The 15,486-nt window shown below is 68.6% G+C and carries 15 protein-coding genes; 2 read left to right on the top strand and 13 right to left on the bottom strand.

Translation table 11 applies throughout. The annotated features are described in order from the left end of the window. Position 1: 1 nt before the first annotated feature. Entirely contained in the window at positions 2-832 is an 831-nt protein-coding gene (locus tag BSY19_RS17310; RefSeq protein ID WP_069055230.1) for a hypothetical protein, read from the top strand. A 114-nt stretch (positions 833-946) separates the two neighbouring features. Here the strand turns inward: BSY19_RS17310 and BSY19_RS17305 are convergent, their stop codons facing one another. The 13 genes from BSY19_RS17305 to BSY19_RS17245 all read right to left on the bottom strand — a co-directional run bounded on the left by BSY19_RS17305 (position 947) and on the right by BSY19_RS17245 (position 13,613). Then, entirely contained in the window at positions 947-1,528 is a 582-nt protein-coding gene (locus BSY19_RS17305; protein WP_083247670.1) for a TlpA disulfide reductase family protein, read from the bottom strand. After that, positions 1,528-2,100 (bottom strand): peroxiredoxin-like family protein, encoded by a 573-nt coding sequence (locus tag BSY19_RS17300; protein ID WP_069055228.1) that lies wholly within the window; start codon positions 2,098-2,100, stop codon positions 1,528-1,530. Before BSY19_RS17300 ends, BSY19_RS17305 begins: the two co-directional genes overlap by 1 nt. A 265-nt stretch (positions 2,101-2,365) precedes the next feature. Next, positions 2,366-3,358 (bottom strand): catalase, encoded by a 993-nt coding sequence (locus tag BSY19_RS17295; RefSeq protein WP_171905162.1) that lies wholly within the window; start codon positions 3,356-3,358, stop codon positions 2,366-2,368. Between the two features lie 465 nt (positions 3,359-3,823). Continuing rightward, positions 3,824-4,930, bottom strand: coding sequence for a 5-methyltetrahydropteroyltriglutamate--homocysteine S-methyltransferase (locus BSY19_RS17290; protein WP_069055227.1), 1,107 nt, complete (start codon positions 4,928-4,930; stop codon positions 3,824-3,826). 32 nt (positions 4,931-4,962) lie between these two features. Then, complete coding sequence (locus tag BSY19_RS17285; RefSeq protein WP_069055226.1) at positions 4,963-5,712, bottom strand: ABC transporter ATP-binding protein; 750 nt, start codon at positions 5,710-5,712, stop codon at positions 4,963-4,965. After that, the gene (locus tag BSY19_RS17280) at positions 5,705-6,457 is read right to left on the bottom strand and encodes an ABC transporter ATP-binding protein (protein ID WP_069055225.1); all 753 of its coding nucleotides are present in this window, start codon (positions 6,455-6,457) and stop codon (positions 5,705-5,707) included. Before BSY19_RS17280 ends, BSY19_RS17285 begins: the two co-directional genes overlap by 8 nt. Continuing rightward, the gene (locus BSY19_RS17275; protein ID WP_236840582.1) at positions 6,454-7,377 is read right to left on the bottom strand and encodes a branched-chain amino acid ABC transporter permease; all 924 of its coding nucleotides are present in this window, start codon (positions 7,375-7,377) and stop codon (positions 6,454-6,456) included. The genes BSY19_RS17280 and BSY19_RS17275 overlap by 4 nt, the downstream gene beginning before the upstream one ends. Positions 7,378-7,504: 127 nt before the next feature. After that, a complete protein-coding gene (locus BSY19_RS17270; protein ID WP_069055224.1) occupies positions 7,505-8,359 on the bottom strand; it encodes a branched-chain amino acid ABC transporter permease in 855 nt (284 codons plus the stop codon). 156 nt (positions 8,360-8,515) lie between these two features. Continuing rightward, positions 8,516-9,721 carry an ABC transporter substrate-binding protein gene (locus tag BSY19_RS17265; RefSeq protein ID WP_083247667.1) on the bottom strand — a complete coding sequence of 402 codons (1,206 nt, stop codon included), beginning with the start codon at positions 9,719-9,721 and terminating at the stop codon, positions 8,516-8,518. A gap of 77 nt (positions 9,722-9,798) precedes the next feature. Then, positions 9,799-10,773 carry a PDR/VanB family oxidoreductase gene (locus BSY19_RS17260; RefSeq protein WP_069055223.1) on the bottom strand — a complete coding sequence of 325 codons (975 nt, stop codon included), beginning with the start codon at positions 10,771-10,773 and terminating at the stop codon, positions 9,799-9,801. A gap of 11 nt (positions 10,774-10,784) precedes the next feature. Beyond that, positions 10,785-11,549: a GntR family transcriptional regulator gene (locus tag BSY19_RS17255; RefSeq protein WP_069055222.1), complete on the bottom strand. Its 765-nt coding sequence runs from the start codon at positions 11,547-11,549 to the stop codon at positions 10,785-10,787. A 4-nt stretch (positions 11,550-11,553) separates the two neighbouring features. Beyond that, the gene (locus BSY19_RS17250; protein WP_069055221.1) at positions 11,554-12,609 is read right to left on the bottom strand and encodes an aromatic ring-hydroxylating dioxygenase subunit alpha; all 1,056 of its coding nucleotides are present in this window, start codon (positions 12,607-12,609) and stop codon (positions 11,554-11,556) included. A 368-nt stretch (positions 12,610-12,977) separates the two neighbouring features. Further along, a complete protein-coding gene (locus BSY19_RS17245) occupies positions 12,978-13,613 on the bottom strand; it encodes a hypothetical protein (protein ID WP_069055220.1) in 636 nt (211 codons plus the stop codon). 254 nt (positions 13,614-13,867) lie between these two features. Here BSY19_RS17245 and BSY19_RS17240 point away from each other — a divergent pair, with 254 nt between their 5' ends. Next, on the top strand, positions 13,868-15,358 hold the full coding sequence (locus BSY19_RS17240; RefSeq protein ID WP_069055219.1) for an alpha/beta hydrolase: 1,491 nt from the start codon (positions 13,868-13,870) through the stop codon (positions 15,356-15,358). Positions 15,359-15,486: the final 128 nt, after the last annotated feature.

Genomic DNA, 15,486 nt, shown 5'->3' with positions numbered 1-15,486 from the left:
CATGCTGCGACACCGGGTGGGCCGCCTGATCATGGCAATGGCTTTCGCCATCGGCTGTGGCCGCGGCGCGCAGGCTCAGGACCTCTTGCGTCTGCCGGATGGCGAGGTCACCCGGAGCGGCGGGATGGTCGCCTATCTCGTCGATCCGACGACCCGCTATGGCCATGGCGTTCTGGGGGATGCGATCGAGGCCGGCGGGTTCGTCGTCGAGCGGGACGGCCACCGCCTGCTGTTTCGCCTCGGCGCTGACGCCGTCTTCGAGGACCGCCGTGTCCGCCTGGCCGATCTCGACGGCGACGGGCAGCCGGAGGCGATCGTGGTCAAGGCCCATCTCGATCGCGGCGCTTCCCTCGCAGTCTACCGGATCGGCCGGCATGCGATCGAGCCCCTCGCCGAGAGCCCGGCCATCGGCCAGCGCAACCGCTGGCTCAACCCGGTCGGCGTCGCGGATTTCGGCGGATCGGGGCAGGCCATGCTCGCGGCCGTGGTCACGCCGCATCTGGCGGGCTCGCTGCGTCTCTATCGTCTGTCGGGCACGGCGCTCGTCGAGGTTTCGCGGATCGACGGCTTCACCAATCATCGCCTGGGCGAGCGCGACCTCGATCTCGCGCAGATCGGGGACCTCGACGAGGATGGTACGCCCGACATCGTGATCCCGTCGCTGTCGCGGCAGGACCTCGCAGCGATCAGCTTCAAGGGTGGGCGCGCCGTGGTCCTCGGCAAGGCTCCGGTCAAGCAGCGCGTCGCGCGGTTCCTCGCCTTGCGGGGACCGCGCGCCACGATCGAGACCGATACCGGCGCGCGCCTCGACGTGATGATCGGCAGGGATTGAGGCCGAGTCGGCCGCGCCACTCCGCGCTTGAGGATAATGGGACCATTCCCGCGACGGCCTCTTTCAAGGGTGATGAATGAGCGTTGGCGACAGGGGATCTCCCGCCGCCGACGCCTAGGACCGGGCGTAGAAGCGGAGCAGAGCCAGTGCATCCGATGCGCTCCAATCGGCCTCGCCGGTCAGATAGCCTCCGCTGCGCCCCTTCGCGTCGATGACGTAGCTCATCGGCATGCCGTAGAGCGGAAAGGGTGTCGCGACCTTCGACTTCGGCCCGGAGGCGACCTCGCCCCCGGTGTCGATGAAGCTCGAAAATCCGTCCAGGCCCAGTCGCCGGATATAGGCGGCGGCGGTTCCAGCGTCGCGATCCAGCGACACCGGCACGACCACAAAGGGCTCGCTCTTCGCCTGGTTCTGAAGCCGGTGCAGGATCGGCAGCTCGCGTCGGCAGGGCGGGCACCAACTCGCCCAGAATGCGAGCAGCACGGCCTTGCCGCGATAGGCCGCGAGCGTCCGTCGCCGCCCCTCCAGATCGCGCAGCGCGATGTGGCCGGCCTCCTCGCGCGGATCGAGTACGGTGAACTGGGCGTGAGGCGTGCTGAACGGCGGCGGATAGGGATCCGCTGCTTCGGCCGGCGGCAGGCCGCCGAATGCGCCGGCTGCCGAGCCGAGCATGAGAGTTCTGCGCGTCACCGTCATCAGAACGCGGCCAATCCGTCCTCGAGCGTCGCCACCTCGCCGCGTGCCGGATAGTCCTTGGCGACGACGAAGTCGATCGCGCTGAGGATGTCGGCGAAGGACGGCCGCGCGAAGGGCATGGTCTGGACGCTGGAGAAGTAGAGCGTGCCGTCGGGCCGGACGAGGAAGAGCCCCGGCTCCGCAAAGAGCGCGGGCTCCTCGACGCCGATCGAGGTCGTGCCGCGGCCGGCCGACAGGAACAGCCCCCATTCGCGCGCCGCGTTGAGCGAGAAGCCATAACCCAGGCGCAGCCTTGGAAGGCCCCAGTCGGTCTTGGCGCGGGCGGCGCGTTCCTCGGTGTCCGTCGAAAGTGCGATGACGCCGACGCCCTTCTCGGCGAAGGCGTCGAGCCTGTTCTCGAGATCGCGCAGCTGGACCCTGCAGATCGGGCAATGCAGCCCGCGATAGACGACCACCAGCGTGAAGTGCCGGGGGCGCTCGGCATCGAGGTTGAAGGCGGCGCCATCGGGGGCGAGCTGAAGTTCGAGGCTCGGCACCGCCGTCCGGGGCAGCACGGGCTTGATGTCGGTCATGATGATCCTTTCAGACACTGGGATGGTCTCTTGTCATGATGACCGTTTCGCGGAACCCGACCCGTTTGTTACAGCCTCACGCGGTGGCGATCGGCACAGCGCCCGATCTTGCTCGTGGCACAGCAGGCCCCGCCAGGCGCATCAGCGCCCGGCGGGGTCCGAGGTATCCTCGGCGCCAATTCGCGCACCGTCTTCAGAGCGCAGGCGGCCAACACGCCGATGGAGGCGCGAACCCTGGCCGTCGCCGATACTCTGCCGCTGCCGTTCAATGCCGCTGGGTGATGGAGAGCGCGTAGGCGGTGGGTCGTTCCGTGAACAGCGGGTCGTCGGCGGGACCGCTCACGCCGTCGGCCAGGCGGCTCGGATCGAAGATCTCGCGATCGCAGATGTCGTTCTCCGCCAGCCCGGTGACCGTCAGTTCCGCCAGTTTGACGCTGCGTCGCGTCTCCTCGTCCGGCCAGGTCTGTGTCGCCGGGAGGGCGGCATCGGCGGCCGAGCCGAGGATCGCGAGGACATCGAACCCGGCTGGCTTCTTCTCGGCCAGGCGCGCCTTGACCTCGTCGACCAGAAAGTCGGCCGGCTTGCCCTTGGCATCCTCGTCGCTCAAGCCGACTTCGCCGCCCTTGGGCGAGAGCTTGAACTTGACGATCTGCGTCGCGCCCCTGGCGTTGGTCAGCGTGTAGGGGTGGATCGCCCAGTAGCTGACGCCGACCCAGGAGGCCGGGACCGGCTGGCCCGCCAGGAACCGGCCCTGGTTGGTGGTCTCCGGGTTGGCGTCGGTGAAGGCCTTGATCTTCGCCGCGTCGGGCTTGCCGTCGGCGCCCGGCAGTCTCGCCTGGAGGAAGGCCAGCATCTGCTCCGGAGACTTCACGAAGTTCACGGGCGCATTGACCATCACGAACTCGCTCTGGCCGGGGCCGTTCGGATCGATCCGCAGAGCCAGGCCGCGATTCACGGTCTTGGTCGCATCCGGGACCTTGGCATTGCCGCTGCCGACCGAGAACCGCAGCACGGCGGCGCGCTCGCCTGAAAATGCGGGTGACTTTGACAGTTCGACGGCTTCGGCTGTGGGCGTGAAGCGGGCGGCAAAGCACTGGCCCTTGGCGCCGCTGGGGCGCGTCGACTGCTTGCCGGACAGGGTGCGCATGGTGTCGACGATGGTTTCCGTCGTCGAGCTCTGGGCGAACGCCGGGGTGGCTTGAGCGAACGCGCAGATGGCACCGACGCAGGTGGTGCGGAGCAGGATGGCCAAGGTCATGTCGTCCTCACAGGGGTCGCGGGGGCGGGGCATCTCGTCGGCCAGCCGCTCGGTCAGGGCAGATCGGCATGGTGCGAGGCTCCACGGGGCGCGCCGAAAGCCAGCGCTGACATGAAGTTCGGAGCCTCGCGATCAACCGCTGATCAACTCGCTTCACGGCTGCGTGTTCGTGGCCCTGCCGCTGCTGGCCGTCACGACCCCGCTGCTGCCCGATGACGCGACATCCCGATGCGGTGAAACGGCGTGCAGGGCTCGCCTGGGAGGATCGCCCGCCATCCCGTCGGCGCGGTCGGGAGGCGTCGATCGCCGACAGGCGAAGTGCGGGCGGTCTGCGGCTCGCGGCGCTCCGCCGCGCCTCTTCAGGACAGCTGCGTCGAAACGCAAGCGGGGAATTCGGCTGTCTGGATCCGGGGCGACGGTCGGGCGCCCCGGGTGACGGCGTGATCGATCAGGCGCGCAGGCCGATCAGCCCCAGACCTCCCGCGCCGTCTCGACGATCAGTTCCAGCTTCCGCCACTGCTCGTCCTCGGCCAGCGTGTTGCCTTCCTCGGTCGAGGCGAAGCCGCATTGCGGCGACAGGCAGAGCTGGTCGAGCGCGACGAATTTCGAGGCCTCGTCGATGCGGCGCTTGAGATCGTCCTTGCTCTCGATCGTGCCGGTCTTGGAGGTCACGAGGCCGAGCACGACATGCTTGCCCTTGGGCAGGAAGCGCAGCGGCTCGAAGCCGCCGGAGCGGTCATTGTCCCATTCCATGAAATAGCCGTCGACCGGCATCGCATTGAACAGCCCCTCGGCGACCGGCTCGTAGCCGCCCGACGCGATGAAGGTCGAGCGGAAATTGCCGCGGCAGAGATGCATGGTGATGGCGAGGTCGGCCGGCTTGTCCTTCAGTGCCTCGCGCACCATGCCGGCATAGATCTCCGGCTGGCGGGCGGGGTCGTCGCCGCGCGCCCGCAGCATCTCGCGCTGCTCGGGATCGCAGAGATAGGCAAACGAGATGTCGTCGAGTTGGAGATAGCGGCAGCCGGCATCGTAGAAGGCGTGGACCGCCTTGTTATAGGCGCTGCCGACATCGGCGTAGAACGCCTCCATCTCCGGATAGACGCCCATGTTGATCATCTTCCGGCCACCGCGATAGTGCAGCATGCTCGGGCCGGGGATCGTCATCTTCGCGGTCGAGCCCGGCGAGACGTTGTCGCGCAGGAAGGTGAAGTGCTCCAGCATCGGGTGGCCGGAGAAGCCGACCTTGCCGGTGATGCGCAGCGACTTGGCGATGCCGACGCCGCCCTTGAAGTTCATGCCGGAATCGGCGGTGATCGCCTCGATTCCGTCGAGCTTCTCCATGAAGTCGAAATGCCAGTAGGCGCGGCGGAACTCGCCGTCGGTGATGCCCTTGAGGCCGATCGCTTCCTGCTTGCCGATCAGCGTGCGGATTTCGGCGTCCTCGACCGCCTTCAGGGCGGCCGCGTCGATCTCGCCCTTGGCGAGCCTGGCGCGCGCATCGGAGAGCGGCTTCGAGCGCAGCAGGCTGCCGACCATGTCGGCGCGGAACGGGGGACGGGTCGTCATCATCGGGGCTGTCCTCGTGTCGGGTCTTGGTGTGATCAGGCGTCGGATGGCGTGGCTGCGCCGCGGCGCGGGCGGGCCGGGCGCTGGGCGACGGCGAGATGGGCAGCCATCGCCGCATCGTCCGCCAGCAGAGCGTCGGAGCGTGCGGCATGGACGATCGCGCCGCGGTCGAGGATGATCGCCTCATCGGTGAAGGGCAGGATCTTGCGGGCCTTCTGCTCGACCAGGATGGTCGTCAGACCGTTCTCCCGGTTGAGCCGCGCGATCGCCGCCAGGAGCTCGTCGACGATGATGGGGGCGAGGCCCTCGAGCGGCTCGTCGAGCAGCAGGAGTTTCGGGTCGAGCATCAGCGCCCGCGCGACCGCCAGCATCTGCTGCTCGCCGCCGGAGAGCTGGCTGCCGAGATTGCGCTTCCGTTCGGCCAGGCGCGGGAACAGGGCATAGGCCCGGGTCAGGCTCCAGGCCTCGCCGCGCTGGACGGCGGTGAGGTTCTCCTCGACCGTCAGCGAGCGGAAGATGTTGCGTTCCTGCGGCACCCAGCCGATGCCGGCCATGGCGCGGCGCTCGGGCGGCAGCCGGCTGATGTCCTGCCCGCCGAACCGGATCGTGCCGGCGACATGGCGGGTCAGGCCCATGATCGTATCGATCAGCGTCGTCTTGCCGACGCCGTTGCGGCCGAGCAGCGCGAGCGCCCTGCCCTCGCCGAGGGTCAGAGACAGCCCGTTGATGACGACGGCGTCGCGATAGCCCGCGACGAGGCCCTCGATCTGGAGAAGCTCAGGCAAGGGCGTCCTCCCCGAGATAGACGGCCTTGACGCGCGGATCGCCCGCGATCTCGTCGACCGAGCCCTCGGCGAAGAGCGCGCCCTGGACCAGCACCGAGATCCGGTCGGCGAAGGAGAAGACCAGTTCCATGTCGTGCTCGATCAGCAGCACGGTGACGTCGTCGGGGAGCGCCGCGACGCTGTCGAGGACGTCGTGCCGCTCATCCTCTGGTACGCCGGCCGCCGGCTCGTCGAGCAGCAGGAGCCGTGGCTTGCAGGCCATGCCGAGCGCCAGCTCCAGCAGCCGCTGCTTGCCATAGGGCAAGGTGTCGGTCCGCCGCGTCATCGACCCGCCGAGCTTCATCGCCTTGAGCAGCGCCTCGGCCTCGTCGATCACGGCCGAATCGGTGCCGACCCGGCCCCACCAGCGCGCACCCGATCCCTGTCGCTCGGCGATGGCGAGGCTGAGCGCCTCGATCGGCGTCAGCGTCGCGAAGAGCTGGTTGATCTGGTAGGTCCGGGCCATGCCGCGCCGGACCCGGCCCTGCTGGCTGACGCCGGTGACGTCCTCGCCATGCAGCGCGATGGTGCCCGAGGTGACCGGCAGCACGCCGGTCAGGAGGTTGATGAAGGTGGTCTTGCCGGCGCCGTTGGGGCCGATCAGGGCATGACGCGCGCCCGGTGCGACGCTCAGCCCGATATCGGTATTGGCCTTGAAGCCGCCGAAGGACTTGCTCAGCCCCTTGGTCTGAAGGGCGGGGATCATGGTTCGCCTCCCCGGCTCCGGCGCGCGCGGACCCAGTGCAGCAGCGCCGTGAAGGGCCTCGCGACCTGCGCCATCAGCCGGTCGCGGCCGATCATCACCAGCGTGACCAGGATCGCGCCCATCCAGAAGGTCCAGTAGGCCGGCGTCATCGCCGACAGCGTGTCCTTCATCAGCTTGAAGGCGATCGCGCCGATCAGCCCGCCATAGAGATAGCCCGAGCCGCCGATCACCAGCACCAGCAGGGCGTCGGCCGAGCGGGCGAAGTCGAGCACCTCGAGCGAGACGAACTGCGTCGTCTGGGTCAGGAGCGCCCCGGCCATGCCGGCATAGACTGCCGCCATGGTGTAGATCGCGATGATCCGCCGGTTGGGCGCGATGCCGATGGTCGCCGCGCGCAGCCGGTTTTCCTTCAGCGCCCTGACCGAGAGCCCGAACGGCGACTGGACCACCCGCCGCGCCAGCAGGAACAGCAGGAAGGTGACGCTGAGGCTGTAGACGAAGGCGGTCGTCCCGGCGAAGTCGAAGGCAAAACGGCCCAGGATCGGTCCGACCGAGACGCCGAGCAGCCCGTCGGCGCCGCCGGTGATCCAGTCGAGCTGGTTGGCGAGTTCATACAGGACGAGGGCGACGCCGAGCGTCACCATCAGCCGCGTCAGGTCGGTGCCGCGCAGGATCATGAAGCTGGCCAGGAAACCGGTCAGGCCGGCCGCCAGGCCCGAGATCAGCAGCCCGGTGACCGGCTCCGCCAGTCCATGCTTGGCCAGCAGACCGGCGACATAGGCGCCGACCCCGAAGAAGGCGGCGTGCCCGAGCGAGACGATGCCGGCATAACCGAGCACCAGATCGAGCGAGAGCGCGAACAGGCCGAGGATCGCGATCTCGTTGAGCAGGAGATGGCGGTTCGGCATGAGAAGGATCATCCCGAAGGCGCTGATCCAGAACAGGATTTCCGGCCAGCGCCAGGCTGTCTTCGCCTTCAGGTAGGCCGCCGGGGAGGATGCCGGATCGAGGCCGGCCGCAGGCTGGGTTGGGAGGTCGCGCATCCGCTCAACGCCCCCGTTCGAACAGGCCGTTGGGCCTGATCATCAAGACCGTCAGCATCATCGCGTAGATGATGAAGGCGCCGAGCTGCGGCACCAGGTATTTGCCCATGACATCGGCGACGCCCAGCAGCAGCGCCGCCAGCAGCGGACCCGTCAGGCTCGAGGTGCCGCCGACCGTGACCACGATCAGGAAGTAGAGCATGAACTTCAGCGGGAAGGTCGGGTCGAGGCCGACGATCTCGGCCCCGAGCGCGCCGCCCAGCCCGGCCAGTCCGGAGCCGAAGGCGAAGGTGATGGCGAAGACGCTCACCACGGGGATGCCGAGGCCGCGCGCCACGCGGCGGTCGTCGACGGCTGCGCGGAGCTGGCTGCCGAAGCGCGTGCTCGCCAGCACCCATTGCAGCCCCAGCGCCAGCAGACCGCAGATCACGACGATGAACAGCCGGTAGACGCCGACCCCCACCCCCATCACCTCGAAGCGGCCCTGCAGCCAGGCGGGCAGGCGAAAGCTCTGCTGCTGCGATCCCATCAGGAAGTCCGTCGCGGCGATCGCCATGAAGACCAGCCCGATCGAGAACAGCACCTGGTCGAGATGGCTGCGCTCATACATGTGGCGGTAGAGCAGCCGCTCGAAGAGCAGGCCGAGCCCGGCGCTGAACAGGAAGGCCAGCGGCAGGCAGGCGAGGAACGGTACGCCGTACCGGTTCATCAGAATGACGGTGGCGTAGCCGCCGGCCATCGCGAAGGCGCCATGAGCCAGATTGACGAAGTTCATCAGGCCGAGCGTCACCGACAGGCCCGCCGCCAGCACGAACAGCAGCATGCCGTAGGCGATCCCGTCGAACACGATGGTCAGCAACGTCTTGGCTCCGGAACGGATGAGGGAGGCACCCTGCCACCGCCGCGATGGCGAGGCGCAGCGACGATGCAATCCAGCAGGCGCAGCGCCCGAGGGGCTGGATTGCTTCGCTTCGCTCGCTTTGGGCGGTCAGGGCAAAGGCGTGTCGTCAGGCGGTCATTTCGCCGCCTTGACCGGATCGGGCACCGCCTCGAAGGTCGAGAACTCGACATTATAGAGCTGCCCGTCGACCTTCTCGACCTTGCGGACATAGACGTTCTGAACGATGTCGCGGGTCTTGGCGTCGATCGAGATCGGGCCGCGCGGGCTCGTCCAGGCCATGCCCTTCATCGCCTCGACCAGGGCGGTGCCGTCGGTCGCGCCATTGGTCTTCTTCAGCGCCTCGTAGATCAGATGCATGCCGTCCCAGCCGCCGACGGCCATGAAGTTCGGGCGCGTGTTGGCCGCCTTGCGGAAGGCCTCGACGAAGGCCTTGTTCTCGGGCGACGGGTGCGCCGCCGAGTAATGGTGCGTCGTCACGGTGCCGAGCGCGACATCGCCCATGCTGTCGAGGATATCGTCATCGGTGACATCGCCGGTCGCGATCAGGCGCACGCCGGACTTGTCGAGGCCGCGCTCGACGAACTGCTTCATGAACTGCGCCCCGACTCCCGACGGCACGAAGACGAACAGCGCATCGGGCTTGGTCTCCGAGACACGCTGCAGGAACGGCGAGAAATCGGGATTGCGCAGCGGCACGCGGATGTCGCCCACGACCTCGCCGCCGGCCGCCGTCAGCCGCTCCTTGAAGGCCTTTTCGGCGTCGATGCCGGGGCCGTAGTCGGTGACCAGCGTCATCGCCTTCTTGATGCCGTTCTTGGCGGCCCAGTCGGCGATGCCGATGGTGACCTGCGGCAGCGTGAAGGAGGTGCGCAGAATGAAGGGCGACTGCTCGGTGATCGCCGAGGTCGCCGCCGCCATCACGATGGTGGGCGTCTTCGACTGCGTCGCCAGCGGCGCGACCGCGAAGGCCAGCGGCGTCAGGCCGAACCCGGCGAGGAACGAGACCTTGTCGTTGACCAGGAGTTCCTGCGCGATGCGGCGCGTCACGTCGGGCGTGCCGGTGTCGTCCTTGACGATCAGCTCGATGGTCTTGCCGGCGACGCTGGCGCCCTTCTGGGCCACGTAGAGCCTGGCGGCGGCCTCGATCTGGCGACCCGTCGAGGCAAAGGGGCCGGTCATCGGCAGGATCAGCCCGACCTTGACGGTCTGCTGCGCCTGGGCCGGGCTCAGGCCGAGGCCCAATGCGAGCGCCAGGCCGCCGATGGCCAGGGTGGAGCGACGCGACAGCGCGCGCACCGGAACAGTCTTCTCAACGGTCATCTTCAACCTCCCAAAATGTGCGATTATCGCACTCTTATTCTGAATTCGCACAATATTTCTGTTCGCGCGGATCGCTGTCAATCGGGACGAAAGGCGGTGTCGATCGTCAGCGTGCCCTGTGCCCGTGAGACGCAGGCGCAGAGCTTGCGGCCCTCCTGTTTCTGATGGGCGCTGAAGAAGACGTCGCGGTGATCGACCTCGCCGTCGCAGCCGAGCACGTCGATCGCACAGAGCCCGCACTCGCCGCGCCGGCAATCCGATATCACCTCGATCCCGGCCTCCTCGAGCGCCTCCAGCAGGCTTCGCGACGCGGGCACCAGGATCTCCCGGCCCAGGCGCGGCAGGCGGACGTTGAACGCGTCTGTCGGGAGATGACCGCTCGATCCGAACGTCTCCCAGCGCAGGTCGGTCTGCGCCCGTCCCAGGGCCGCCCAGGCGCGCTTGGCGCCTTCCAGCATGGATATCGGCCCGCAGACCGCGACGACGCCGAGCTCGGGGACCGATGCCATCAAGCCGGCGAGATCGAGCCGCCCATCCCGGGCCGACCGATGCAAGCGGTAGCGCTCCCCGAGGCAGGCGCGCAGATGCTCGCCATAGGCGGCCTCGGTCTCGTCGCGCACCGCATGGACGAGCCGGACATCGGCCCCGGCCTGCCCCAGTTCCTCGGCCATGCCAACGAGCGGCGTCACCCCGATTCCGCCGGCGACCAGCAGGTAGGCGGCGCGACCGGGCTCGAGCGAAAACCCGTCGATGGGCTCGCTGATGCTGAGGCGGGCGCCCGGTGTGAGCCGCCACATGGTCTGCGATCCACCTCGGCTGTCGGGGCGACGCTTCACGGCGATGCGATAGCCGTCGCCCTGTGGCCGCCCGATCAGCGAATAGGAGCGGGTGTCGGGCCGTTCGCCGATGACGAGGGCGATGTCGAGATGGGCGCCGGGCCGGAAGCGCGCGACCGGACGCCCGACGGGCGCGATGGCGATCTCCCGGATATCCGTCGCGATCTCGCGGATCCCGCTGACGACCGCCTCCCCCCAGATTGTCGCGAAGCGCATCGTCCGCCCCCTCAGCGATCGGTCATGGGCAGGATCAGCGCCGCGCCCGGCACCATGGCCAGCGCCTCGCGATGCCGCAGGGCGCGCGAGAGATTGCGGCCGGCGAGGCGTGAATGCTCCCGCATCACCTGCTCGGCCCGCGCCCCCTCGCGCGCCGCGATCGCCTCCAGGATGCAGCGGTGCTGGTCCTGCGCCACGATCAGCACGGTATCGGCGCCGGGCATGTCGGCCTGGGCCATGACGAAGGCGCTGGGCGAGGCGAAGGGCAGCGTGACGACGCGCCCGATCTGCCGTTCGAGCGTGCGGCTGCCCGCCAGCGCGATCACCTGACGGTGGAAGGCCGCGTTGAGATCGACATAGGCGGAGAAGGCCGACAGCGAGGTCAGCGCCTCCTCGACAACGCCGTCGATCTGGTCGAGGCCATGACGGATCGCGTCGAGCGCATGCGGGCTTGCGCCGCGTTCCGCCGCGAACCGGGCGGCCAGCCCCTCCAGCGTGCCGCGCATCTCGATCGAATCCAGCACCTCGCGCTCGCTGAAGGCGCGCGCCGTGTAGCCGCCATTCGGCATCGGCTCGAGCAGGCCCTCTTCGGCGAGCAGCATCAGCGCGGCGCGGATCGGCGTGCGCGAGACGCCCAGCCGCTCGACCATGCCCTGTTCGGTCAGCCGCTCGCCGGCCGCCACGGCGCCACTCAGCACGAGCTCGCGCAGCGCGAGCTGGGCCTTGACGGTCTGCGAGCCGCCCCTGTCGAGATCCCGGTCGAGCGCGAGCTCCACGGCGCTACTCCGCCGCCTGGAGCCGCGAGGGCGCGGTCTCGGCCGCGATCGCCTTGTCGATCAGGCGGCGCGCCCACATCGATCCGGAATCGATGTTGAGATTGTAGAAGACGCGGTCGGGGTTGGCCGCCATCGCGCGCTGCTGCTGCTCCAGGATCTCCTCGTCCTCCTTGAAGATGCTGGAGACGCCCTCGCGGAGCTGGGTCGTCAGGGCCTGGTCGTCGCGACGGTAGTTGCGGGCGAAGGCCCAGAAGTAGTGGCAGGTGCCGTCGGTCTCGGGCGTAATCGTGTTCAGCACATAGCCGTTGACGCCCTGCGAGCGATCGCCCTCGGGCGCACCCGTGCCGGCAGGCGCAACCCCGACATCGATGGCGATGGTGCAGGGCTGTTCGAAACGGATGATCTGCCAGCGATCGACCGGGCCGGGCTTGCCGAGCTGGGCAGCCCAGAACGGCGGCGGCTCGATATTGGTCATCCAGCGGGTCACCGTGACCGTGCGCTCGCCATGGGTCGTCTCGAACGGCGCCTCCGCCACGGCGCGGTTGCCGATGCTTGAGCCGTGGACATAGGTCTCGTGCGTCAGGTCCATCAGATTATCGAGCACCAGACGGTAGTCGCATTTTACATGGATGGTGCCGCCATCGCCGGCCCATTCGGCGTCCTTGTTCCAGTGCAGGTCCGGGATCAGGGCGGGGTCGGCCAGCGCCGGGTCGCCCGGCCAGACCCAGACGAAGCGGTGCCTCTCGGCGACGGGATAGGCGCGGACGCAGGCCGACGGATTGATCGTCTCCTGCGACGGCATGAAGGTGCAGCGGCCCTGGGCGTTGTAGGCCAGGCCGTGATAGCCGCAGACGACCTCGTCGCCGTCGAGCCGGCCGCGCGAGAGCGGGACCAGCCGGTGCCAGCAGGCGTCCTCCAGCGCGGCGACCGCGCCGTCTGCCTTGCGGTAGAACACGATATGGCGGCCGGCGATGGTGCGCGGGAACAGCGCCCGCTTGATGTCGACATCCCAGGCCGCGGCATACCAGGCATTCAACGGAAAGCGGGGCGCATTGGTCATGCCGCATCCTCCAGTTCTGTATACCAGAAATGTTGAAAACTGGATTTTCGTCAAATCAATTCGTCGTTGCGGTGCAGCATATCCCTATTTCGGTATACAGGAAGCCAGGGCGGTCGCTGCGAACCGTCGCCAGCGGTGCTGGGGGCAACGCCGGCGCAGGGACCGGTTCGTCGCCTCCTTCGACAGGGCGCGGCCTTTGCTGGGGTCGTCCCACTGCCAGACGAGCCGGAAGGCACCGCGGTGGCCTCGACCTCTGCCTTCAGCGCCGGTGCGGTGGGAGAGTGGCGGAGCTGCTCGATGGCCAGCCACCGGGTACGAGCCGCACCGCGGCCGACGCCGAAGCGCGCCTTGCGGGCGCCGCGCCGGGTTCAGTCCCGGCCAGTGCCGGTTTCGAGCCGCTCGAACAGCCACACCGCCACCGCGCCGTAGATGACGTGGCCGACGAAGCTCATATAGGAGAGCTCACCCCCCTCCCCGAGCAGGTAGAAGGACAGCCCGCCGACCGGTGCCATCAGGCCGAGCGCGTTGAACCAGGTGAAATTGCCCCAGGTGATCGCATCCGCGATCAGCGGGCTGCGGTTGATCGCCCGCGTCGCGATCAGCCCGACCGCAGCCGTCCAGAAGATGAAGTGGATCGGGGCGAAGCTGCCCGCCGCGATCAGCCCGGCGATGCCGGCGCTGAAGGTCACGAGGACGATGGCGTCGAGTACGACCGGCCAGCGCGGCACGAAGCGCGAGATCACGAAATAGGCGACCGGATAGCCGACGATTCCGACGCCGTAATGCAGCGCCTCGCGGATCAGATAGGGCACCGACAGGCCGAGCCTGTGCTGGGCGATCGCGTCGATCAGCCCGGCGGGCTCGAGCGGATAGCCCAGCACGGCCTTGGTCAGCACGCGGGCCCAGACCTCCCAGATCAGCAGGCCCGCCAGGCCGCCGGCGAAGAGGTGAAGGGCCGTCCGCCCCTGGAGGGTCGCAGGTTTCGCTTCGGCTGCCATGGTCATCGTCGGTCTCCACCCATCGGGTCTGCTGGGACATGCGCTGACGCTGAATTCGGTCGGCGCAGCAGCTTGGTTACCGACGGGTCGTCGGCCTTGTGGCGCCGCCTCACCGCCAGCACCTGGCGCAGGCCCGCGGCGTCGCCGGCATGGGACCGCTCGCATTCGAGGCTGAGGCGGGCCGTCCGGCGGACCATGGCGCGCCGCCGCGAGGTCGTGCATGGTGGCCGCTCGTCTGGCCGAAGAGGGATTGCGCCGCGATGAGGGTTCACCGGATCGGCCGCATCCTGAAACGGACCGCCGCCATTCTCGGCATCGTGGTCGTCGCGCTGCTGGGCCTGCGGATCTATGATTCCGAGCGCGGCGCCCCGCTCGAGCCCTGGCACACCTACATCCCCACCGAGCTCTCTGTCGCCGAGCTCAACCGCGGCGACTGGCGCGCCTATCTCGCGGCCGAGGAGGCGGCCTTCGCCGCGATCCGCCGCGAGGTGACGCAGAAGCTCGAGCCCGACGCGCGCGTGCCGGTGAACCGCTATTTCGACGGCAGCCCGATCTACCCCGCCCGCTTCGCGCAGGACTGGAACCGCTCCTATGTGCTGCAGCCGGACGGGCCACCGAAAGGCGCCGCCGTCTTCCTGCACGGGCTGACGGATGCGCCCTACAGCCTGCGCCATGTCGCGCGGCAGTATCGCGAGCGCGGCTTCGTCACTGTCGCCCCTCGCCTGCCTGGCCACGGCACGGTGCCGGCGGGGCTGACCGAAATCGAGTGGCAGGACTGGCTGGCGGCGACCCGGCTGGCTGTGCGCGAGGCCAGACGCCTCGCTGGGCCGACCGCGCCGCTGCATCTGGTCGGCTTTTCGAATGGCGGCGCGCTCGCCCTGATGCATGCGCTCGAGGCGCTGGAGGATCCGAAGCTGCCGCGGGCGGACCGGCTGGTGCTGATCTCGCCGATGGTCGGCATCACCGCCTTTGCCCGCTTTGCGGGGCTGGCCGCCCTGCCCGCGATCCTGCCCGCCTTCGCCAAGGCCGCCTGGCTCAGCGTGCTGCCCGAGTTCAACCCGTTCAAGTACAACTCGTTTCCGGTCAACGGCGCGCGGCAGTCGCATCTGCTGACGGCGGCGCTGCAGCAGAAGATCCTCCGGCAATCGCGCGAGGGCCGGCTGAAGGACCTGCCGCCGCTGATCACCTTCCAGTCGGTGATGGACTTCACCGTCTCGACGCGCGCGATCATCACCTCGCTCTATGCCCATCTGCCGGCCAATGGCAGCGAGCTCGTGCTGTTCGACCTCAACCGCAGCGCCAAGTTCGGGCCCCTGCTGAGCAGCTCGGCCGATACGCTGCTCGGCCGCATGCTGCCGCCGGTGCCGCGAAACTTCCGGCTCTCGGTCATCACCAATGCGAGCCCGGATGCGAGCGAAGTCGTCGAGTGGGTGACCGAGGCTGGTGCCAGCGAGGAGACGGAACGGCCGCTGGGCCTTTCCTTCCCGCGCGACGTGTTCTCGCTCTCGCATGTCGCCCTGCCATTCCCGCTGACCGACGGGCTCTACGGCATGACGCCTGATCCGGCTGACGATTTCGGCATCCAGCTCGGCTCGGTGGCGGCGCGCGGCGAGCGCGGCACGCTGATCGTCAATCTCGACGCGCTGCTGCGGATGTCGTCGAACCCGTTCTACCCCTATCTGCTCGGCCGGATCGACGAGCGGCTGGGAGGGCCGGTTGGGGCTGCGGCGGCGGAAAAGAAGGGACAGTAAGGGAGGTTGGGTCCCCTCAGCCCTCATCCTGAGGAGCGGCCGCAGGCCGCGTCTCGAAGGATACTTCAGCGGATCCCGGAACCTAATGGATCATCCTTCGAGACGCCGCTTCGCGGCTCCTCAGGATG

This window comes from Bosea sp. RAC05, assembly GCF_001713455.1.
Classification (GTDB): Bacteria; Pseudomonadota; Alphaproteobacteria; order Rhizobiales; family Beijerinckiaceae; genus Allobosea.
This window is presented reverse-complemented; position numbering and strand designations above follow the sequence as displayed.